Annotated in this window: 8 protein-coding genes and 1 tRNA gene; 8 read left to right on the top strand and 1 reads right to left on the bottom strand. The window is 62.9% G+C overall.

Annotation, left to right across the window (positions count from 1 at the left end):
• Positions 1–221: 221 nt before the first annotated feature.
• The 6 genes from ACR0K9_RS07595 to ACR0K9_RS07570 are packed head-to-tail and all read left to right on the top strand — an operon-like array spanning position 222 to position 21,007.
• Positions 222–974 carry a hypothetical protein gene (locus ACR0K9_RS07595; RefSeq protein ID WP_480822013.1) on the top strand — a complete coding sequence of 251 codons (753 nt, stop codon included), beginning with the start codon at positions 222–224 and terminating at the stop codon, positions 972–974.
• Positions 971–10,717: a DUF6603 domain-containing protein gene (locus tag ACR0K9_RS07590; protein WP_480822011.1), complete on the top strand. Its 9,747-nt coding sequence runs from the start codon at positions 971–973 to the stop codon at positions 10,715–10,717. Before ACR0K9_RS07595 ends, ACR0K9_RS07590 begins: the two co-directional genes overlap by 4 nt.
• Before the next feature lies 1 nt (position 10,718).
• Positions 10,719–12,815: a hypothetical protein gene (locus tag ACR0K9_RS07585; protein ID WP_480822009.1), complete on the top strand. Its 2,097-nt coding sequence runs from the start codon at positions 10,719–10,721 to the stop codon at positions 12,813–12,815.
• Positions 12,815–13,849 (top strand): hypothetical protein, encoded by a 1,035-nt coding sequence (locus tag ACR0K9_RS07580; RefSeq protein ID WP_480529830.1) that lies wholly within the window; start codon positions 12,815–12,817, stop codon positions 13,847–13,849. The genes ACR0K9_RS07585 and ACR0K9_RS07580 overlap by 1 nt, the downstream gene beginning before the upstream one ends.
• Positions 13,839–17,642: a hypothetical protein gene (locus ACR0K9_RS07575; protein ID WP_480822007.1), complete on the top strand. Its 3,804-nt coding sequence runs from the start codon at positions 13,839–13,841 to the stop codon at positions 17,640–17,642. Before ACR0K9_RS07580 ends, ACR0K9_RS07575 begins: the two co-directional genes overlap by 11 nt.
• A complete protein-coding gene (locus ACR0K9_RS07570) occupies positions 17,642–21,007 on the top strand; it encodes a hypothetical protein (protein WP_480822005.1) in 3,366 nt (1,121 codons plus the stop codon). The genes ACR0K9_RS07575 and ACR0K9_RS07570 overlap by 1 nt, the downstream gene beginning before the upstream one ends.
• A gap of 84 nt (positions 21,008–21,091) precedes the next feature.
• Here the strand turns inward: ACR0K9_RS07570 and ACR0K9_RS07565 are convergent.
• Positions 21,092–21,181, bottom strand: a tRNA-Ser gene (locus ACR0K9_RS07565).
• A 204-nt stretch (positions 21,182–21,385) separates the two neighbouring features.
• On the opposite strand from ACR0K9_RS07565, the gene ACR0K9_RS07560 reads away from it, so the two are divergent.
• Together ACR0K9_RS07560 and ACR0K9_RS07555 are read left to right on the top strand one after the other, a co-directional pair.
• On the top strand, positions 21,386–22,711 hold the full coding sequence (locus tag ACR0K9_RS07560; RefSeq protein WP_480822003.1) for an SPOR domain-containing protein: 1,326 nt from the start codon (positions 21,386–21,388) through the stop codon (positions 22,709–22,711).
• 16 nt (positions 22,712–22,727) lie between these two features.
• Positions 22,728–23,894 (top strand): D-alanyl-D-alanine carboxypeptidase family protein, encoded by a 1,167-nt coding sequence (locus ACR0K9_RS07555; RefSeq protein WP_480822001.1) that lies wholly within the window; start codon positions 22,728–22,730, stop codon positions 23,892–23,894.
• Positions 23,895–23,902 lie beyond the last annotated feature (8 nt).

Here is a 23,902-nt window from a genome sequence, read left to right as displayed (position 1 = left end):
GTGGAATTTGTTCCATTTCTGATTGCGCTTACAATCGCGCAAATTTTTTTCAAATGGGGCAGTTTCAGCCTGGAGCTTCTGGGCTTCGTTGTTTTGTGGGCGGCTCTGGGCTTTGTCTCTGATCGCCTGATGCGGGCAAACAACGGCGACTGACACGACGCACCAATTGACGCAACCAAACTGATGCTTGCTGCATATGCCGGTCAGCTGGGGGAGCGTTCATGGGCAAAAAGCCCCGATATCCTCGTCAGAAAGCCCGCGGTGCCACGCGCCCGCGAAAGCGTCCTACATTTGCGCCCCGCCCCGATCCCGAACCGTCCGAGATTGAACGTCTGATCAACAACGGCGCGATGCGCGATGCGATTGACCGGGTGCTTGATCCCAATCCGGGAAAAGGCATCGATGAAATCTGCGAACGACTGTTCCGGCAGCTCAGGAAACTCTGTCCCCATCTGGTCCCCGAAGAACCGGTTCAGGCGGGTGGAGTCGGACCCAGGATCGACCTTGCACCGAAAACGGCAGTAACGCTTTTTCGTGGCGCGGCGGTCAAGCTTGCGGGCGACGATCAAACGGTTTGGGTGCTCGGCGACAGCGAAATGCTGGTCTTTGTCAGCCGCGTGGAGCTGAAAACTGAAGCTGGCCGGGTACTGGTCACAATCCCCGTAAGGACAGATCAGACCGATGATACGGTGATCACGGTGCCCTTCGCTGTTGGAACCGAAAAACGCCCGGCCGGGCTGATGGCCACCGCACCGATGCGCCCGATTGGGCCCGAGGCAATTGTCGAACTTTGGGCCGATGCCCTGACCGCGTTCGCATGGGGTGCTGTTCTGACCTTGGCGGAAGCGCTGGCAAATCGCGCCGGTCAGGACGCCGACCGACAAGGGCTGATCGCGTTCAACCTGGCCGCGCAGGCCGAAGGTCTGACCATCGGCACCATGGCGCGGCACGGATTTGATCGGAGAGCCCGATGAGCCTTGACGCCGCCGATTTCGGAGATCTTGAAGACGTCCTGAAAGCGCTTGGACTGGCAGGGGAAAACGGCGCGCTGAATGACGACTGGCTGGCTGACCCTGTCAGCTACCTGCGCAGAATGCTGGCCAACGACACACAGCGCGATGCGCTATTGGCAGTGCTGGATCGTCTGCTTGAAGGCGAAACCGAAATCGACGCCGAAGGCCATCAATGGCTGCCGGTCGTGGCCAGCGACGACGGCGTCGCGACGTTCTTCTTCGTAATCGATGATGAACCGGAATCCGAGGTGCACATCGGTCTCGGCGTCCGCTTGAAGACAACCAACCCCGATACGGCCACATCGTTCTTTGTGCCTCTGTTCCGGGCCGCAAAAGACGGGCACTCTGTGCCCGATCCGGTGTTGATTGGCCATCCGGGCGGCAAGCTGATCCTGGCAAGTGAAATCGTCGTCGATCCCGACCCGCCCAGCGGACAGGCTGGTCTCAGGGCGATTGGTCTGGCCTTCACGGCCCCCACGGCGGCCGGTGATGGCGACCCCGCGGTGGCGCTGACGCTTGGCGGTCTGTTCCTGCCGGGCTTCGCGGCGCCTCGTGATTTTGCGCTTTCCGTCTCTGACCTCGATGCGCTCGACGAGGCTGCGCTGGAACTGATCCTGGGCATCATCCAGGCGATGGCGGATGGCGGAGCGACCCCGGAGATTACCGCGCTTGCCGAACTTCTGGGCCTTGCCGGGTCCGTACCGCCCTTGCCCATCGAGGGCCTTGTCAATCAAGGCCCGGCTGTCCTTGCCGATTGGTTTGCCGCCCTGATGGGCAGCGCCGCAGCAAAGACGGCATGGATGAGCGCGGCCTCGGACCTGATTGGTGGCGCGGCAAGCCTGTCCGGCGATACGCTGTCCATCGATCTTGGCGGCGGGATCAGCGTCGATCTGGAGATTGCTGCCGTCACCGGGCCGACCGGTCGGCCCATCGTGACGCCATCTATATCCTTCGGAATTTCACAGGGATCGACCCGGGTCGAAGTAGTGGCGGATTTGTTGAAGCTCGACCTCGGCACCGGAGACTCAGTCGCAGTTCCCGCCCTGTCCGCGCAATTGCGGCTGGGAAGCGCGGGCGCGCCGATCCTCGCCGGTGATCCCGGAATCGAGGCCCTGAGGGCCGGCATCGCCTTGGGTCCGTCGCGCAAGCCGATTGCGGTTCTGGCGCTCGATCAGGTGGTGATCTCGGGCAATTCATATGAGGTTCTGGACCTTTCGACCCCCGATGCCATCGCCGAGGTTGGCACGACGCTGATCGGAGATGTGATTGCGGATCTTCTGGGGCAACTCGGGCCTCCGGGCGACGCTATTTCGGTGCTGCTGGGTATTTCGCCACCCGCAGGGGCACCCGGATTACCGACCCTCGATCTGTCAGCCTTCCTGGCCGATCCGCTGGCAGCGGTTCGGGCGCACTGGCTGACCGTGCTGAACAGCCACACCGCAGATGTTCCTGACGTACTCGGGGCTTTGCGCGGGCTTCTGGCCGAAGCATCGCAGGCTGGCGACCCGGTGACCGGTTCCGGAACAGTTGCAGACCCGTGGCGAATTGGCGTTGCAGGACCGGTTGGCTTGCTGGTGCGGCAGCCAGATCCGGGCGTCATTGAAATCGCTGTCGGGTTCACCGCCACCCAATCCGAACTGGGCGAGCGCTGTACCGTCCTGGATACCAGCGTTGATATCCTGATCCTGCGCGCAGACCTTTCTGCCGTTGACGCGGCCTTTGCCGCCGAAGTGTCCCTGAACATCGACGCCCGCGGCCGCGGCACGCGCCGCACGGCTCTGGGCGATGACCCATTGGCCATTGCCGCCGACCGCGTCAGCGCCCGATTTGGTTGGAGCGCGACCGACGGATTAACGGCACGCTTCGCCGCACCCAACCCGGCGCTTGTGGTCAATCAGATCGAGATACCGATTGCCACTCCCGATCTGGATCAGGGCTTCGACGCACTGCTTCCGGCACAGTGGGACGCCCTCGAAGAGCTGATCGGGCATCTGGGCAACGCGGTTGCCGCGCCATGGGTGGTGGACATCCTGACCGCCATTGGCTGGCGCCGCGCGACCGTCTTAGCCGAGAATACGGCCATCAACCGCCTGCCCCTGTCGGACCTGATCGCCGATCCCAACGTGGCGATGCGTGCATGGCTTGGACGGCTGATCAGCGACCAGAGTGGTTCGCTGCGCCGCGTTCTGGAACCCCTTGCACGGGTGCTTTCCGGTAATCGCGACCGTTTCGGGGTGCTGGCGGGGCTGGGTGCGCCGGACAACCCGTACCGGCTGAGTCTGGCGCCGGAACTGGGCGGTCCGGCCATGGCCTTGTGGAAGATGCCAGGACGCGCCGCCCCCGGCGATGGGCTGGTCATGTCCGAGGCGCTGCGCCTCTGGCGACCCGGCGAAGCGCCACTGGATTCCGCGACGCTCGCGTCAGATATCCTGGTCGAGCTGGGCGCGCGCGAAGGATTGAGAGAGGCGCGCGCGCAAATTGATACGCTTTCGGCGGGGATCGACGCATTGCAGGCGCGTCTGATCGGCACCGATGGCCTGATCGCGCCGCCTGAGACATTGCCGACAGGGGCGACGCGGCACGAGATACCAAACGCTACCGGGTCAAGCCTGCGCGACGCCCTGGATCTTGATGAGCTTTTCGGAGCGCTGCCCGGCACCATCCTTCATGTCGCCGTTGCACCCGAAGCCGACGCGTTCCCGTTCGATTCAGCCCCGGACGCGCGGCGCATCGATCTGCGCCCGGCAGGCCGCGCACCCGAGACGTTCGAAGCACCAACTGCCGCACCTGGCGAGTGGTTTATCGCGCTGGGTCCGCGCGCTGACGTGGCGCTTTTGTCCGGCGACCCGGATGGCAGCGCCGGGCAGTCCGCACGGCTTCAGCGGGTTTTTCAGGCGTTTTCGACCGCCGGGGGCGATGTGGCGGTCGTCGCGGACGCGGCAAGCGCTCATGCGGCGTGGCTGGCGGCTGAAGGCGTCGGCACAGGATCGATCAACCAACTGTTGACGCTGGGCATGCCGCTGACCCCGGTGGCATTTTCGATATTCGACCTCAACCCCGGCGCCAACGCGCTGAGAACCTTTCTCGGACTGCTACCCGCCGAAGATCCAGCCGTGCCCGACGACGATGCGCTTGGCTTTGCCCGGGCCGCCCTGAGCGCACTGGCCGGACTTTCGCGATTTGCCGATCCGTCCGCCGAATTGAGTCCCCCCAGCAATCTGCCCGGCGCAGCGGGCGCAGGTTTGGCGATGCATTGCGCTTACGGTGTTTTTGACCGTGAGGCGATAGAGGCCGGGCTTACGGCGGCGGCGGCGGCCGGGCTCAGTGAGCGGGCGGGAACACAAGCCGCATTCGAAGCCGAGGCCGAGGTTACCGGCGCAGGGCTGGGTCTGTTGCTGCCAATCGAACCCGGCAGCGGTGGGTTGACCGTATCCGGGCATGTGGCCGTAGAACTGGGCGCCATTGCGCTCGATCCCCTGCCCTCGTTGACCGAAGAACCCAGCATTCGACTGCACCTGGAAATCCGCCGCGACGGAGGCTGGCTGCTGGGCGGACCGGGATCAGGCGTGGGCGCTGCGCAAGAGCTGCGCTGGATCGCGGTCGATATCGCCGTGCCGCTGGGCGCATCCGGCCCGGTCGAGGCCGAAATCCGGTTGCATGATGCAAGCATCTTCGGTCTGGCCCGGGATGTCTGGGTTCTGCGCGAAGCCGGAGCCGCCGCCGCCGAGGGCATCGTTACAACCGCACTGCCCGAAGTGCGGGTCCTGCTGTCATCCGTGATCACCGAGATTCTGGCCGATCCCAGCCCCGAGATGGGCGCGCTTGGCGATCTGCTGCGCGCTGCCGGCGTGATTGATGACCTTGACGGGCTGGTTGCAACGGCGCTGGACCGCATGCTGCACGAGCCCGACGCGCAGATGCGCGATGCACTTCAAAGCGCCACACGGGTTCTGGACCTTCAGGATGCCATCGACGTGGTTTTCGCTGAGATTCCCGGGTTGACCATCGACATTGCGTCACGTTCCCTCAGCTTCTCTCTGGCCGGGGCCAGCCCGGCACTCGGGCTACCGGAATGGAGCCTTTCCGCGAGTGCTGCCAGCACCGGAGACGTCACAGCGAACCTGAGCATTGGATCGGTCGCATCCGGCGCGCTGACGGCTTCACTGGTTCCGCTGGAAATCCGGCTGGATTGGACACCACCCGGCGCATCACCTCTGAACCTGCCAATCTGGCCGAACGCGGACGGTGCGGACATCGCGCGTGAAGGCGCGCCGCTGGCCATCGCCAGCGCGGTCAAATTCGGCATTGAGTACATGCGTGACGAGGATGACGGCGCGAAGGCTGTCATCGACGGCGTGCTTGATCTTCTGGGCCTATTGGCGGCGCCCGACCCGGAGGGTGACCGGGCCATGCTCGCCCCGATCGGACTTCTCCGCGATCCGGTGGCGTGGCTCAAGAGCGAGGCGGTGTTCGGGTTGGCGGGTGGCTACGACGCTGGCCGCGTGGTGGCGGCCTTTGATGCGCTCCGACCATTCCTTGGCCTACCGGGCGCGCCCGGGCGTTGGGATGTCGCCAATGGCGTCGCCATTGAAGTGGCAGGCGCGGGCGGAACGCTTGATCTGGGGCTGGCGCTGGATGGCAATGCCATTGGCGGGGCCCCCGAACAACTGGCGTTCGGAGGACGGGTCGGCCTGCTCATCAGTGGAACCGGACCTGTGGCACCCAGCATTGCAGTCTTTGCCGGATTGCCCAGCGCGATATCCGGGCGCAGCGCGGTGCATCTGGAAGTGAACCCCGATGTCAGCCTGTTTCTGAGGAATGCCAGCGGCACCGATCTTCCGCTTTATCCGAACACGCCTGGGCTGGCCTCGCTGGTCAGCACGGCAGTGGAAACCGCGCTGCCTCTGGCTCTGAACGCTCTGGTCGACGCGGGTGGCACGGCAGGGAATGTGACGGCAGCGGTTGGCGATGCACTGGTGCTGCGCGAAGGGGCACCCTTGGCCTTCACCGGCGCAAGACTATCTGCGTGGGCGAACGACCCGGAGGCCGAACTTGCCGCGCGCTGGCCCGCGATGGCTGCAGGCGCGCTGAATGCGCTGGCTTCTGCATTGAACCCGGCCTTGCCCGCGGGTGTATCCGCCGCATCCAGCGCGACCGGACTGGACATCACCGCAGGACCCGTCACGCTGTCGCTTGAGACCGGGCCATTCAGATTTGCCATTGAGTACACGGATACAGGCCTGCCGTTTGTCGAGGCCGTGACTACAACAATGGCCTTCGACGTCGACGGGCTTGATGAACTGTCCGGCAGCATCGGACCCGCCGTAATCGACGCCGGAGGCGCGAACCTCTTCCCTGTTGTTTCTTTCGAAGTCGGAAACAGTATTGGCGTTCCATCTGTCGGCCTCGGTCTTGCGATTGCGGCGGACGGCGTGCAGGTGGTGACGCTGCGCACGCTGCTTGATCCGATAGGCGTCGAGGTCGTGTTCGATGACGGCACGGGGCCGCTTTCGGAACCTGCCCACGTTGCCTCGGGACTGCTGACCCTGACGTTAGGGTTGGTGATCGACTTCCTGCGCCAAACCCAGCCCGTGCAGGACCTTCTGCAAACACCGATCCCGGGCACGGGCAACAGCGATGTCGAAGATGTTCTTGAAGGGGTTGTCCTTCTGGATGGCGATACCAGCCAGCTTGACCTGGCGCTGTTCCAGCTTATCCCGACGCCGGGTCAGGACCCGGCCGAAATCCGGGACAATTTTGTTGCCCGGATGATCCGGTTGATCGAGAACTTTGCCGATGCGGGCCCGTCGGTGACAATCGACAGCATCCTGACGGTCGGATTGGCGCGCGATGGCAATGCGATTGGCGTCAATGTCGGCCTCACCTCGCGACTGCCGCTGACCTCTGGCGACGTGGTTGTCTCAATCGAGAATGACAATCGCTGGATCAAGGACACCCCGCCTGCGGGCATCGTCATCGGACTGGTCGAAACCAGCCCAAGCCTTGGTTTTGCGCCGTCAATTGCCGCCAACGGGTTGGGGGTGAGGATCGGCAAAGACGGCGGGCCGCTGGTGGATTTCGGACTCTCGCTCGGCTCAATCGCGCTGCATCTGTTTGGCCGTATCGGCAACGGCCCTTCAGCGGGCGGCGTTCAGGTTCAGCTTTCGGACCTTGCGGTAGGTGTATCCGGCGGGACCGGTGGCAACCCTGTGGCGCAGGGGATCATGGACGAAAGCTCGGACAGCGGGCAGGCGCTGGCACCGATGTTCAGCCCGGCACTGGCCATCCAGAAACACGGATCAGACCCGGTGTTGGTCCGGCTGTCGGCTGGCGAAGGCGACGGTCCGTGGTGGTTGTCGATCAAGAAAGGTTTCGGCCCGCTTTACGTCGATCAGGTCGGGCTGGGTGTCACCCAGACCGGGGAAGAGCTTGAGAAAATCTCGCTGTTGTTCGACGGCAATATATCTATCGCCGGGCTGACCGCCGCTGTGGATGACCTGCAATTGACCTATTCGCTTGATGCCGGGCCGATTTATGATCCCGGCAGTTGGAATATCGATCTGGCCGGGCTGGCGGTCAGCGCCGATCTTTCGGGCGTGCAGCTTGCGGGGGGCCTCAGAAAATACTCGGATCCCGGCGTACCTGAAAATGTCGAATATGTCGGCATGCTGCTGGCGCGGTTCGCGGCCTATGGCCTGTCAATCTACGGCGGCTACGCTTCCATTCAGGAAAGCGATGAAGGGCGCTATACCGCCTTCTTTGCCTACGGAGCCGTTGTTGGCCCCATCGGCGGACCACCTGCCTTTTTCCTGACCGGCATTGGTGGTGGTTTTGGCATAAACCGTGAGATCATTGTTCCCGACGATCTTTCGAAATTCGATGAGTTCGTCATGATCCGGGCGCTTGATCCAAGCGCCTCGGCGCCGTCAGACCCGATGGCCGAAATGGACAGCGTCCGCGCCACTTTCCCGCCTCGGAAAGGCACCTTCTGGTTCGCTGCGGGGATCAGTTTTACAAGCTTCATGATTGTAGACGGTGTGGCGGTTGTAGCCGTCGAGTTCGGCAACGGGTTCGAGCTGAATATTTTTGGCCTTGCGCGGATGGCGCTGCCGCGTCCGCAGTTCCGGCTGGTCTCGATCGAAATCGCGCTGGTTGCGCGGTTCTCGACCGAAGAAGGCGTCATCTGGATTCAGGCGCAACTGACAGACAATTCCTGGCTGCTTCATGAAAGCGTGCGCCTGACCGGTGGTTTTGCCTATGTCTCCTGGTTCGGTGGCCCGAAAAAGGGCGAGTTTGTCCTGACCTTCGGTGGTTATCACCCCAAATTCCACCGAGATGGTTATCCGGTTGTGCCGCGCCTTGGCTTCCACTGGCAGCCGACCAGCAACATCGTCATCAAGGGCGGCAATTACTTTGCGCTGACCTCCGAGGCGATCATGGCGGGTGGCGGTCTGGAAGCGTCGGCTGAACTGGGGCCCGCCTGGGCTTATGTCGCCTATGGCTGTGATGTCATCATTTATTTCGATCCCTTCCGCTATGAGGCCGAGGCCTATGCCAGGATTTCCGCCGGTGTCACCATTGATGTCTGGATCGGCAAGATTACCATCAAGATCAGCCTGGGTGCCAGCATCTACGTAGAAGGGCCGGAATTCCGCGGCGAGGCGCGTTTCAAGGTTGGCCCCGTTAAGCTGAAGGTAAAATTCGGTGCCAAGGAGCAATCATCTCCGAATTACATCAACTGGACCGATTTTGTCGTCAAATACCTGGAAGAGGCGCAGCCGGGTACGGCGCGGGCGCTTTCAGCCATCGCAGGCAACGGTGCCCTTCCGCCGGGTGAGGAGAAGGGAACCGCAGACGGGTCCGCCGACCATCCCTTTGAAGTTCTTAGCGAATTTGAGATGACGGTAACGACCACCCTTCCGGCCGACCGGCTGGTGGTTGGAAATGCAAGCCCCCAAAACTTTGAGACGCTGCCGCTTGGCCTGCCGCCCCTCAATGCCTCGCTGGATGGGGCCGAACTGTCGCTGTCCCTGATCCGCGTGAACACAGGGCAAGAGCGGATCAATGAGAGCGGCATCACCGTTCTGGGCCGGTACACCGGCAAGTTCCCGGTCGCCGTATGGGGGCCGCCGCAGGAAATGGACAACAAGTCCATGCCCAAAGGCGAGGTGCTGGACGCGCTTGAAGGCGCGCACATGACGGTAAAACCCTTGCGCATAGGAAGGTTACCGCCCGAGATCGCCTTCAATCAGGTCGAAGCCGGGCCGCGCAAACCGCTTCCGTTTGTCACCGAGGCGACAGTTCGTCCGGGCTTCCTGGCTGATATTGGCGGTCTGGTGGCGACCGTGCCAATCGATCTTGAGTCCGACCGCGTATTCGAGTTGGAACAGAACATTCTGGCACAGAATGGCATGGGCAAGGCGGCTTTGGCCGGTCGTGCCAATGCCCGGGTGGCACCGGGTCGCATCGGCTCGCTGGGTGAACGGCTCGTGGTGCCGGAACCCGTAACGCGAGGGCGCGTACAGAGGGAAGCGCCTGCCAAAACCCTGAACCGCACGGTCAAACCACCGCGTGCTGTTGCCATACTAAGCCCCGAAATTCGCGCCGAGGCCACCGCGCGAATGACCTCGGTCAGGGGCGCCGCCGATATTCCACGGGTCGCCGCGCCAAGCATGGCTGCGATGACGGCGCGGGTGTCGCCGAATATCCCGGCGCACCTGACACGCATCGACACCGCCGCGCGCGGACAACGAACCGTGATCGCGGGAACACATGCTCCGGTGACACATTCAGCGCGCGGAAATACCAGTTTCGTCCGGGGGCTCGGGCAGGATGGCGCTGCGGCATCGCGGCTGGCGGCGTTTGAAAAGGTGGCAACCGGGCCTGCACGGGCGGCGACGGTGGAAACCGCACAGCTTACCCCGGGCGAGATCGCGGTGTTCGACATGCCTGCCGCGCGTCGTTCCGACCCGCGACTTGGAGCGGGAACTATCGCCACCTCGGGCGGAGCGGCGCGGGTGACGGCGATTGGGCTGGGTGGCGCTGTTCTGGAAACCGATGCCCCGATACGCGGACGGGTGAACCTGCCGGGCCGAACCTCTCGGATCATCGTCGAAGCGTTGGGGAATGGCGGCACCAAGGTCGGCGTCACGGGCTGGATGGCGGAACGCGAACTGGCCTTCGTGGGTTGGAGCCGAGCCCTGTTTGCAGGCGGTTCAGTCCACGCAGCCGGGGCGCGCATCGGTCGCCGCAACGAAGCGGCTGGAATGGGTTGGATCAAGGCCGCCAAGCTAACGCGTCAAGGCCGGATCACCACTCGCTTTGACGCCTTCCAGCCATTGTTGGTTCTGCTGCTGGAAGGCCCGGTCGACCCCGACGCCGCCCGCGATTTTGCTCTGGCTCTGACCGGCGCCAAGGAAACGGGTGCGGCACCTGTCGTTGTCAACATGGGGGCACGCACGGCGCTGATCCTGCAGATTGCTGCGACAGACGATGGCGGGCCGGTCAGCGTCGCTGTCGAATCCAAGGCGCCGGGGCGGCTTGCCGGAGTGATGCTGGCAAGCGGAGACGCTGATCGGTTTGCCGCACTACTGGAGACCCGCAGCCTCGAAGATCTGCTGGATCGACCGCAGGCGACGGGCGGAAAGCCGGTGAAGATTTCATGGACGAAACCAAAGAAGCCTAAAAAGAAGAAGGACTGCTGATATGGTCGCGGTTGGGAAATTTGTACTCTATGACGGTTTCGTTCCACCGCTTGAAGCCGGAGATTATGATCTGGTGGCCCGGCATGAACTGGATTCACCCGATACATCCAACCTGAATGTCGAAACGCAAACAAGCCGGGTCCGGATCACCTCGCCCCGGTTCAAACTGCCGCCTGACCAGATTCTGTCAACCTTCCCACCCGCCAATTCCGAAGGCGCGTATGAAAGCCGCCTGCCGCAGATCGTCATCAAGCGGCGGACCATGCCGTGGGAACGCCGACCACTGCGCCCCGGCGACCCCGATGTTCCCCATGCCCCCGATGAAGCCGCAGATCGCAACACGCCCTGGCTGGCGCTTGTTGTTATTGCCGAAGGTGAGGGCGAGATTTCGGTCGAAACGCCAATTGCCGAATGCGTCACCCCCGGCGTGCCGATGAACGGGCCATCGGATGTGCTGAAAGGTCTGTATCTGGCGGTACCGGCAACAGTCGTGCGCAAGGTCTTTCCCACAGTCGAGGACCTCAGGCTTCTAGCCCATGTGCGCGAGGTCAGCCTTGCGGACACGGAAAACGCTCTGGGCGACGACGATGGTTTCATGGCGGTGGTGCTGGCCAATCGCTTGCCGCAATTCGACAGGGTTGCCTGCAAACCGGTGCGGTATATGGCGTGCCTTTTGAACCTCGAAGGCCAGCTTGACGCCCTGCCCGCCCCCACTCCGCCGATCAATACGTTTCTGGCGACCGAGTTTGTCTTTGACGCCGCGCTGATCGCGCAGGACCTGCCCGCAGACCCCGATCTGCGTTTCATGGGGGCCGAGGTCGAGATGACGGTCGCGCCGGGGCTGCTTGACGGAGATTTGCCGCCCGTTGGCCCCAACGGTCGCGCCGTCACCAATGGAACGGCGCGCGCACGCTCTGCTGATCCGACCCGTGCGACAGCGACGACTTCGGCGCGGGCTGGTGAGTGGTCAGCTGAAACCACGACAGCACGGATATCCGACGCCGCGATAACCGCCCATTCCGACGACGCGGCCTTTGTCGTACGCGACGCAATGAAAGCAGGCTTCCGCATACCTTTCGAGGCCGTGTTGCAGGAAAAGACCTATCGTTTCCCGGTCTTGGCGCATTGGAGTTTTACCTGCAACGGCGCAGGCTCGCTGGATACGATCATGCAGGAACTCGATGTGGGACTGCTGGGCACATTGCCGGGCCCCGATGCCAAACCGCCCCGGCCTGTCTGCCTGCCCCCCGAGGCTGGCGATGGTCCACCCCCGGCGGACAAGCCGCGTGTCCCGCCCGAGGTGACAGGGACCGGACATGTGGGATTGGCCCACAAAACCCGCGAAGGCGAAGATCGCCGTGCCTGGTTTCGCGGTCCGTTCGTACCTTTCGCCACGCGCCGGCGACATCAGGAAGCGGACCTTCCGGTTCTGGCGCATGTATCGGACCAATTGCGCCTGACCATACCGGACGGTCGCGAAGACCTGTCGCTGGCCATCGCGTTTGAAATCGGGCGATTGCTGGCGCTGTCACAACCCTCGTTTGTTGCCGCGCTGATGCGTTGGCGGCGCGAACAGTTCGGCGCAGAACGGGCGCGTCTTCTGAACGGCAAGCTCAGCCAGATCGGGCAGTTCGCAGGAACTCTTGATCTGAAACTGAACCAGGGCGTCGCGCGTGAAATCGGCAAGCGGTATCTGAACGTGGCCGCCGCCGATCTGGCCGCAAACTTTGGCGATGCCCGCCCGATTGCCGATCCGGGTCGTCCGATTGAACATCTGGCGACCAATCCCCTTACCGATCTGGCCAATGGTCTTGGCATTGAACGTCAGGTTCTGGCGCAGGCGCAACGGCTGCGCGATCCCGGTCTGCTGGATCAGGTCGCGGTGGCCCGTGCGGCACCGTCCGACACAGTCGATCCCACCGTTCTGCAGGTGCTGGACGCCGGACTGGATGAAGCGCTGCGCGGTGTTCTGGCGCAGGGTGGCGGTGGGCCCGATTTGGCCCCGCGCCCGCGGGTGGTGGTTGCGCTACCTGCCGAGGACGCGCTGGAAACTGCGATCCGGCGCGCAACGGAAACACGCAGGAAAGAGGTGGAGTGATGGTCAAGGCAACGCTGACCGCAGAGACCGTTTTGAACCAGGCCGTCGCCGCCATCGAAGGCGTTTTGGTCGGAACGGATGTCGATGATTTTACCGATGACGAGAAAATCACGCCTCGGGAAGTGCGGCAGTTTCTGGCACGGCTGCGGCTGTTGGAAGGCGTGCCCTTTTCGAACATTGTCGCCGATAGCGCGCTTTTACCCATTGAATCAATTCGATTTTTCTATGTGGATCGGGGGTGGACAGATGCGTTGACGCAAGGGGCGTTGTCCATCGGCACGGTCAATACCGGCGACAGGGCGCAGCTTGACCGTCTGTATGGCGCAATCGAAGACGAGATCGACAGCGAGGAACGGCTTGTGCGCCTGCCCGGCGGTGAACAGAGGCAGGCTGGCCCCGCCGGGTTGATGACCGGATTTCTGCTGCGGTCCCGGGCGGTGTCGGGATGGCCGGGCCTGCATGTCCGGGCCTATGCGCGCGAGCCGGACGGCAATGATCAGGAAATCCTGCCCGAGTCCCACCCCGACCGACTGAAGCTCTTGCGCCTCGAACGGCTGGCGCCTGCAGTCATGCTGGCGCTGTTCGACGGATTGCCCGAGGTGGTGCACATCGAAGAACCCAAGCGCGGCCTGCAATTCGGAGTTACGCTTACGGAAACGGCGGCGAATACTTATTCGGCTTCGATCCCGGCGCGCAACGTGCAGACGGCGAATTATGTGGGCAACAACGGTTTGGAAGTTGAAACCGTGGCCGACGCCAAACGCCTGCCCGTTCGATTTCGACCCGGCAGCCCCGGTGTGCTGGATCTGGCCAATACGGGCCGGGCCTTTCTGGAAGATGCCAGCCTCGGCATGGGGACCGAATTGGATGGCGCAGAGTTTGCGCTGCAGATGATCCGCTTTCCCTACCGACAGGTATTCGGAGACCCTCAGATAACAGTGGATTTCGATATCGCCGCCGTCTTCCGGCCAACGATTTCGAAGACCGTCACCACGATGGCCGCCGATTTTGAAAGGGTGTTCGATGCCGATTGAACTTAACCCCGATCAGTTGAACCTTGCCATCGCCTCACCCCGTTGGTCGGTGATCACGCGGACCGGGCTGGGGGTCAGTGATTTCGCGACATGGGATCCCAAGATAATCCGCAAACCGCGCTTGATCGTTCCGATTGACGTTCAGGCGCTGTATGTCCGCGAAGGCTCGACCGAAGCTTTCGTGCGCCTGCCGGGTGCGGTCTCGACCCCTGATGGCGACCCACCAGAGCAAACCCCTGCCCCTCTTGACCCAGGCGCGCCCCGCCCTTCCGGCATTCATCTGCATTGGGCAATGCCGGATGCGGTGATGAACGGGCAAATGCAGGATGTCGACGGTGACGGGCTGGGGCTGTCCGCCTTGCCGAACCGCTGGCTGGTGCTTCGGCTTCTGGCGCCCGAGGGTGAGGAACGGATGGACGTCCGGGGTTGGGTGATCGAAGCAGACACGACCCGCGTGATCCCGCTGGAAGACTGGAAGGAAGAAACGCCCGACGGTGCCGCGCCAACCGGAAAAACGCTGAAGGGGCAGGATTTGAATGCAGGCGCCGGCGGCAGTCTGGCCTGGACCGCAAGCTATGATGCCACCTTCAACCGCTTTGCCTTCCACGATCCTTTGGACGATATCCAGGACGCGGCACCGAATGGCGTCTTTGGCAATGCGGCCACATATCTGGTCGCCGGATGGTGGAGCCGCCCGGCCGAAGACCCGCTGGACGCCGCGCGCACCGCGTCGGGCTTTGCAAATGTGACCGAAGATCTGGGCTGGCGGGTCAACAGTGACACCAGCGGTCAGACGGCGGCCTCGGATCAGGTCACGGTCTATCAGGCCGCCATTGCCGAGCTTGGCCTTGAAAACGCCAGCCGGTTCTCACTGGTGCCGTCGGGGTCACTGACAAACTCAACAGCGCTGTCCGGCGTGCAGGGTGCTCAGGTGTTCCTGCCGGAAGGCGGGCGATTTGTGGCCGTTGAGCCCAAACATATCTATGCGACATTGTTGCACGGGGTCGTCCACGGCGTACCCGTCACGGGCCCGGTTCCGGCGGATCAGCGCCCCGATCCACAACGCCCGCGCACCGCGCTTGGGCCTCAGGTCGAAGACAGTATCGCCGCATTGATTGCATCGGTGATGGAGGGCGGCGATCTCGAAGCCCGGGCCGAGACCGAGCGATTGATCGCAGCACTGGCCAATGATCAGGTCGCAAAACTCGGGGAACGCAACGGCGCGATCGAGATTGAAGAACGTGAACACGCCGCACGTTTCGAGGCCGAGCGCGGGCGCGACTATTCGGTTGAAAAAATCATTGACCGCGGCGGGCCAGAGAACCTGATCGCGGGCCGTACCGCCCGCAACCGGGCAGGCAGCACTGCGCGCGAGGAAACCGAGCGCACATTTGCAACCGAACTCACATGGTCTGCCACCAAGCCAGGCGTTGTTGGCATTGTGCCCGAGAACCTTGGATTTGCGTCAAATCACTTCGAACGCGAAGGCCGCCCGCGCGCCGAACCCAAGGTCCGCAACGTCCGTCGCCCCGGACCGCGCTATTTCCGGGCGTTGGAGCCGGTAGTTGCGATCCGCGACGCCAAACGCTCGCGCCGCCATCAAGAGGACGGCGTAGCCTCGCCCGATGGAACGCTGACCTGCCGCTGGCCAAGCCAGATTCCGATTGTTGTTCCGGGCGGCATTTCCGGGCGCCAGCATCTGGGCCCCTTCCCGCATGGCGCGATCCCGGACGAGGTTGTCCGGCTGGCTCAGAATGCAGTGATCACCGATCCGTTCACCACACCCTGGCTTGCGGAACAGGCCGCCCCGACCAGCCCGTTCCCGCGAAGCGTTCTGGCCGCCCGCCTGAAAGGCGAGGTTGCGCTGCGGTTTTCGCGGGACGGGGTATATGACGGAACGGTTCCGGGTTTCACCGCGCGCAGCGAGGCTGGAGAGGTTGCAACGCCCGGCCCGATCGAGGCCGCCTTGGGCGATCAATTGCGTCGGCATTCGCTGCTGGATGGCGTGGACGCCGCACCCATTGGCGTTACGGTCTGGGCGCAGCCCTGGTCGCCGATCTGGCTGGAATGGGAAGTTCAGCTTGATCTGAGCGACAGGTTGACCGGTTGGGTGCTCGATCAGGTGGACTATGACGCGACGCCGCCCCCGGGGGATGCCAGCCGAACCATTTCGGGCCGCAGCCCGATCAATAACGGCGCATCGGAAAGCCTGACGGCGACGGTGACGAATTGGATGACCGCCGAGGAATTGCGCGATGCGGATGACGAAGGTCAACTGGACGAAGACGGCGAAAAAGAAGTTCGGGCGGTCTATAAACATCTGATCAATGCGGATGTGATCTCGGCCACGCTCAGCGGCATTCACGAGGCACTGCTGGGTCTGCCAGATGCGCCCGACGGACAGTTGGAAGAGACCGGAACCAAGATTGCGCCGATTGATGTGCCGCAACTGCTGTTTTCGGGGCGGGTTCGGATCACCGCGGCACGGCTGGTCGATGCCTTTGGGCGGATTCTGGATATCGACCCCGGCCAGATCGTGCATCCCGCAGCCCTTGTTGCGCCCGGTCCGGCGCTGGAACTGCCACCGCGACTGACCCGTCCGTCGCGCATTGCCTTCCGGCTGGCCGATCCGGCCGATGGCGCGGCACTGCCCCGCGAGGCTACGATCGATCAGGAACGCCCCGACCTTATGATCAACCCGGTCGCGGGCTTCCTTTTGCCTGACCTTATCGATGAGGCGCTTGAAGTCTTCGATGCCGCTGGCACGCCATTGGGCCAGCTTCAGCACGAGCCCATCGGAGGCGGCGTCGTATGGGAGATCGCTCCGGGTCGCGAGGGTCCGGCGGATGCGGGGCCGCTGTATGATCTTACCCCAGCTGCCGAACCGCTGGGACGTTTCGCAGCCGCAATGATCGAGGCCGACGCCCGCAGCCGTGGCGGCACCGCTCTGGGTGACAAACGCGAAACCGCGTTGTCCGCGTTTCTGCGGGCCGTCGATACCACGCTCTGGTCCATCGACACGTTCGCCTCGCTTGGTACACCTCATATCGCGGGCCTCGTCGGGCGGCCCATGGCAATGGTCCGGGCAACGATCCGGATGCAGATTTTTGACGACCTCGATCTGCTGGACCTTTCAGCGCCTGGTGCGGCAGAGGCCCGCAAGGCGGTCTATGACGATCTGGCAGATCGCGCGTTTCGGGCAAGGCTTGGTGAATTCACGCGCGACGACGACGGGGTTTATGGTTACTTCATCAATGACGACTATCGGCGCTTCCATGTTGTCGACAAGATTGTCAAAACCCGCGCGCTTGAAAGCGGACGCCGCAAAGGGCAATTCGCGGCTCTCGGCGCGGCACGTATCCCCGAACCCGATCCGATAGATCACCCCTATCTTGTCGGCGAGGATGAGTTTCCCATTCATCTGGGCGAGGTCATACGCCTGACAATCCTGATGCATCCGGCGGGCAAGGTGCATCTGACTTCGGGCATTCTGCCCAGAAAGTCGCTGCAGCTCGCGCGCGACTGGGTTGATCCGGGGCTTGGGCGCATGGCTCCGTCCGCCCGGATCGGGCCGGTTCTAATCGACCCCGACAAGGTGCGTCTGCCCAAGATCGCCAGTTTCGGAGAGGATCAGATCTGGACCCGCCGCGACACGCCGTTTTCGTGGAAAGACGATCCCATTCTGGCCGCAACGCAGGCGGCACTGCTGCCGGATGTCCCCGCTGCGATTGAGGAGGGCTATGTGCGCATCGCCACCGCACCGATCCCCGGCAGCCAAGAGGAGGAGACCTGATGCGCTATGCATGGCCGGGCCGTGGGCGCTCGGGCGTAGATTTCGCCGCCCGGCGTCTGGACTTCAACGCCTTCAACGACATCCACGCGCCTGAAGGGCTGTTTGACGAACTCTTCGGCCATCGCGAAGACTATCTGCGCGCTCTGGAAGCTCTGGGCGCGTTGACAGACGCAAACCGCTGGATTCCGCTGGGACCGACCGGGATGCTGAACGGTCAGGCCACCGGCAACCCGATTGTGGCCGGGCGTATCCGCGATCTGAAGGTCTCGCCCAGTGGCAGCCGCGCCTATGCGGGCTCGGCCAATGGCGGCGTCTGGGTGACACTGGATGCAGGTCAAAGCTGGGGCCCGCTGGGAAGTTGGGGCGTAAACCCAAGCGCCACATCTGGGACCAGTGGCCGCGTGCAGTCGCTGACCATCGGCGCGCTGGATGTGGAATTCGGGGCAACCGCAGACGAAGACGTCATCTACGCTGCAACCGGCGAGTTAACTGCCACAACAGGTCGCACACATAACAGTGATTACGGCGGCGTCGGCATACTGCGCCTTGACGGCGCGCTGTCCAACGCGATGTCCATCACCGGAACGATACCCTGGATACGAGAAGGAACCGCCATGCGCGGCGCCGGGATCTACCGCCTGACCCACGACCCGGGAACGCCCCTGTCGCTTGATCCGTCTGATCCGAACACCATGATCGCAGCAGCCTCCTCGGGTCTGTATTTCCGGGACGGTCCGTTCGTTCCCGATGCGCCCTGGGACCGGATCGAGCGGGCGCCATTTGATTTCAACCCGAACAGCTGGCCGCATGTGTCGGACGTCGTGTGGTCGAACTCGACACCCAAACGCATCTATGCCGCGCTCACGCATCATGAAACCGGAAAGACTGCGGTCTATGTCACCGAGGGCGGGCCAGACAGCGACTACACCAAAATCGAGTTGGACGGCGTGCAGCGCGCGGTGCGGCTCAGCCTTGCCATCGCACCTTCAAATCAGGATGTGGTCTATGTGCTGGGCACCGGGGCGCATAACCGGGCGCGTCTGTGGCGGATCGAAGGCACCGGCCCTGCGCGGGTGGTCGATAATGTTCCACCGGGCCTGTTCGGCAAACCAAAGATGGATGGTGACACGCTGAAAGTGGACGGGAACTCATCGGACTATAACAACTCGATCGCGGTCGATCCGACGAATGAGAATATTGTTTTTGTCGCAGGCTCAACGATCAGTGTCACAGGCGGGACCACTTCCAACGCAAACATGCACAAGCTGACCATCAGCGGCACCCATGCCGCCGACGATTACAGCGCCGATTTTGACAGCACCAAGGCGCTGTCCGCCGATACCGACCCGACTTATATCGGCAACAAGGCACATGCCGATGTCCACGTCATCCGGACCGATGGTGTCGATGTCTGGATCGGATGCGATGGCGGTGTCTTCGCTGATCGCGGTTCAGGCATGGAATCGCTGAATTATGGACTTGCGGTCTCGGAACCCGGATTTCTGGCCTGCCACCCGCAAGAGCCCGGCGCGTTGATTGCGGGAACGCAGGACAATGGCCGGATCGAGCGAATTGGCAGCTCGATCTGGCGGCTGTGGCGTAAGGGCGATGGCGGAGGGGTGGCCTATCACAGCACCAATCCGGCCTACTATCTGGGTCAGTACATCGAAGCCCATTGGCGCGAGAACCGTGGGAGATTCACCCGGCCTGTGTTTCGAACCACGGTCCCCACAGGCACAAGTCCGCCCGAAAGTGAAACCAAGGAAAGCGATGCTGCGCTATTTTATAGCGGGATCGCCACGATTGCGGGCGAAGGCGACGAAACTCGCGTCGCGATCGGTACAAATCGGGTGTGGTTTTCACCCGACTGGAACCCCGCGAACGCGGATAACGTCTGGGTCACACTGCCTAAAGGTGAGGATGCCCGCACCCCCGGATCAGAACGCGACAATCAGGACAAGTTCGGCGGCGATGAGGTCGCCGTCACCCTCCGCTGGGCGCGCCGCGGTGATCTGACCAATGATTTTGACGGTGCCCGCCTGCTGGTTCTGACCACCAGGAACATCTTTCAGTATTCCTATGACGCGGGCGAGGACGAATGGACCCGTCACAGGTTCACCGAAAAGAAGATGAAGAACCGCATCCGCAAGAATGAGGATGTTCCGGCCGGACCGTCAGAGAAGCTGCCTTATATCGGCCTATGGACCGATATCTTCCCCCATGATCAATCGCTGGGCAGTCACGGGTCTTTCTATGTGACGACCACCTCGAAATCGAAAATGACCGATGCTGGCGAGGTTGGTCAGGCGGACCGGATGGATACGCTGTGGTGGTTCGATGGCGAGGAGACCTGGCACCCCACCGGCCTGCGCAATCAGGGGTTGGACCCTGTGACTGGAACGTCCGGCACCAAAGCGCCGCAATATGCGGTCATCGTGCATCCCGACGATCCGAATATCGTCTTTGTCGGCGGCGGCACCGGGGTATGGCGCGGCGTTCTCAGCTTTTCCGGCAGCACCCCAAGCTGGACCTGGAGCGGCGAACTGAACGGCCTGCCACAGGCCGTGGTACAGGATCTTGCAATATTCCGCGAAGGCAATCTGCGGCTGCTGCGTGCCGCGCTCGAAAGCCGCGGGATATGGGAGCTGAACATCTCGGACAGTCCCTCCTCGGTCGGCAATACCTATCTGCGGGCTACCAATCTGGACACCCGGCAGGTCCCTCTCGCGGCTGCGCCAGTTGACCCTCTGAGCACCTCGACCCCGCCCCGGACCTTCACGCTGGATATGAGTCCGGACGTCTATGTGCACGGATCGCCGGCAGCCGTGCCCTGGGGTGCGGGTAACCTTCCCAACGAGGCACAACTTTATGATCGGGTCGAGAATAGCCGTCTCGTTCGTATCCGCAGAAGGCCTGGAACGTTTCCGACCTATGTGATGGTGCATCACCGCGACACCAATGTGCTGGCGGGCAATCAGGTTTCAGTGACCCTGATACGTCTGGCGAATGCACCAACCGACCTGACCACAATCCCCATCGACGCGGCATGGCGACAGGCGGTGGTCGCCCTGCTGAACGGATCGTCCACCAACCCGCCATCGGGTTGGGAACTGGCCGAATCCGGCGTAGGGCGGCGGCATCTGACCGCCCCGGTCGAAGCCCGTGTTCCCCGCGCGGTCGAATTCGCGGCTGACCTGACCCATGCCGTCACCAGTCCGACAAGGCGGGATGACGAATTGCTGGTAGCGATCGTCAGTTCCACCCGCGATCCGGTGGCCGAGGCGCAGTTAAATCACGGCGATCTTGCCGCCCTGATCCGTCAAAGCCGCCACGTCGCCGCCCGCCGCTTTGAACGCCGCAGGTAAGATATCGGACAGTTGTCTGATATTACATGGGAAACCGGGCAGAAGCTGTGCAAATCCATCGTAAGCACTTCGCGAGCGGGTGAGTGGCGGGGAGACAGGGATTCGAACCCTGGGAACGCTCTCACGTTCAACGGTTTTCAAGACCGCCGCATTCGACCACTCTGCCACCTCCCCGCGTGAGGCCGGGTCTAAGCCCAGTTGCGCACAGAGGCAAGACATAAAGCGGGAATTATTGCCGAAGCGAAAGCAGCGCTCTTTCCATGGCCAGACACCCGCGTTATGATCCGCGCATGAGACCGCACGAGACTGGCAACAAGAACCAGCGCGCACGCGGTAGGGGCACGGCCGAAAAGGCCTGGTCAGGCAAGGGATGAGACAATGAAGCGAGCGACTGGCACACGCTTTGGGCCGCAACGGCTGGCGTTTCTGGCCGTGAGTATGGTGGCCCTGACAGGCTGCGAAGAAGGGTTCGGATTGCAGGACCCACCGGCTGAAGAAGCCGAACGCGAAAACGCAGACAATACCAACCGGTTTGAACTGTTCCCCTCTGCAGACGCATCAAATCAACGTGATGTCGAAGCCCCCGAGGTGTTTCAGGTAACCGAGGCCGGGCTTTGGGACGGGCGCCCGTCGCTGGGTGGTATCTGGGTGGCGCATCCTGACGTCTCGCAACCCGAACGGGTGTTGATCAAGAACACTTCGAACAACAAAACCGTCACCGGAGCGCTGTTCCGTCGCGAGCGGAATCTGCCCGGACCTGCGCTGCAGGTATCATCGTCCGCCGCATCGCAATTGGGCATGCTGGCCGGTGCGCCGACCCGGATCGAAGTGGTCGCGTTGCGACGCGAGGCGGTCGAACCTACTCCGCCTCCGATTGCCGAAGAACCGGTGGACGCAGATGCGCCAGAGGCAGACGCGGCAGCCACGGATACGGCACAGGCTGATGCCGCTGAAAAACCCGCCAAGCGGAAATGGTGGCAGAAGAAGCCTGCGGATGAGACCAACGCCGCCGGCGCTGCTGCAGTTGCCGGTGCGGCTGCTGGCGCAGCGGTCGCTTCATCCGGGGATGAAGCCGCAGAAGCCAGCGCCGAAGTCACTGACGCGGCTACAGACGTCGCTGAGGCAAGCGTCGAAGCTGCGACCGGCGAAGCCCCCGCGAAACGGAAATGGTGGCAGAAGAAAACCCCCGAAGAGGCTGGTGCCCAGGCTGCTGAGGCAGCGACCGCACCTCTGGCCGAAACCGGCACCGAGGCCGCGCTGGCCGGCAGCCAGACAGCCGCTCTGTCCGATCCGGAGATCACTCCGCCGGCAGAGAAGCCTGCCAAGCGCAAGTGGTGGCAAAAGAAAGACCCCAACGCCATCACCGAAACGCCGCTGAACCCGATCGCCGGAGCCGCCGCAGCGATCGATGCCAGCGAGCCTACCACAGCCGCTGCAGCCGCCGCCGCAAGTCCCGAAACAACGGGCGGTCTGGCCAAACCCTTTGTCCAGGCCGGGACGTTCAGCGTGGAAGCGAATGCCAAAAGCGCTGCCGAAAAGATCCGCCGCAACGGCATGTCCGCCGATGTGGCCGAGCTGAAAAGCGACGACAAGTCGGTCTGGCGGGTGCTGGTCGGTCCGGCCTCGACCCGGGCCGAACGCCGCGCACTGCTGAATGATGTCAAAGACCTTGGCTTCACCGACGCCTTCGCGGCCAAGAACTGAAAACAGGAGACCTAAGATGCTGTCTGCCTTAAAATCCACATGCCTGGCCCTTGGGCTGACTGTGCTGGCCCTGCCTGCGTTCGCCTTCGACACCACCGCACGCGCAGCTTATGTCATGGACCAGAAAACCGGCACGGTATTGTTGTCGAAAGACGCAGACCAGCCCCTGCCCCCAGCGTCGATGTCGAAACTCATGACGCTCTATGTCGCGTTCGAGGCCCTGCGCGATGGGCGTCTGACGCTGGACGAAACCCTGCCCGTCTCGGAACACGCCATGAGCTACGGCGGCTCGACCATGTTCCTGAACACGCAGGATCGCGTGCGGGTCGAAGATCTGTTGCGCGGGATCATTGTGCTGTCGGGCAATGACGCCTGCGTGGTGATCGCCGAAGCCCTCAGCCCCGACGGGACCGAGGCCGGATTCGCCCGCTTCATGACCCAACGCGCTCAGCAGATGGGCATGAACAACTCGAACTTCGCCAATTCCAACGGCTGGCCTGCTGCCGGGCATATGATGTCCGTGCATGATCTGGCGGTTCTGGCAAATCGCCTGATCACCGATTTCCCGGAATACTACCCCCTGTTCGCCGAGGAAGTGTTCGAGTTTGATGGCCGCGCGCCTTCGAACTCGCGCAACCGCAACCCATTGCTGAATCTGGGGATTGGAGCAGACGGGCTGAAAACCGGTCACACGCAAGAGGCCGGTTATGGTCTTGTCGGCTCGGCCAAACAGGGCGACCGCCGGGTTGTCTTTGTGCTTTCAGGACTCGATAGCATCGGCAGGCGGGCAGAGGAGGCTGAGGCCGTGGTTAACTGGTCGTTTCGAAATTTTGTCGAGAGGACAGTTGCCAAGGCGGACGAACCGGTAGCGCAGGCCAAGCTCTGGATGGGCGCGGAAAAGTCTGTGGGGCTGGTGCCCGAAGAGGACCTGACCCTGCTGTTCCCGGTTCTGGGGGACAAGGACATCAAAGCCGAGGTGGTCTATGACGGCCCGATCAACGCGCCGGTATCGAAGGGTCAGCAACTGGCCGAACTGGTGATCCAGCCCGAAGGTCTGCCGGAAATCCGCCGCCCGCTGGTGGCTGACAGAGACGTCGCGCAGGGCGGGTTCGTTGTACGAATGATGACCGTTGGCGGCATCGTTCTGAAAGACGTCGTCAATATCCCGCTGGAGCAAATGTGACGCCGCGC

It is taken from the genome of Ruegeria sp. L12 (assembly GCF_056531745.1).
This window is presented reverse-complemented; position numbering and strand designations above follow the sequence as displayed.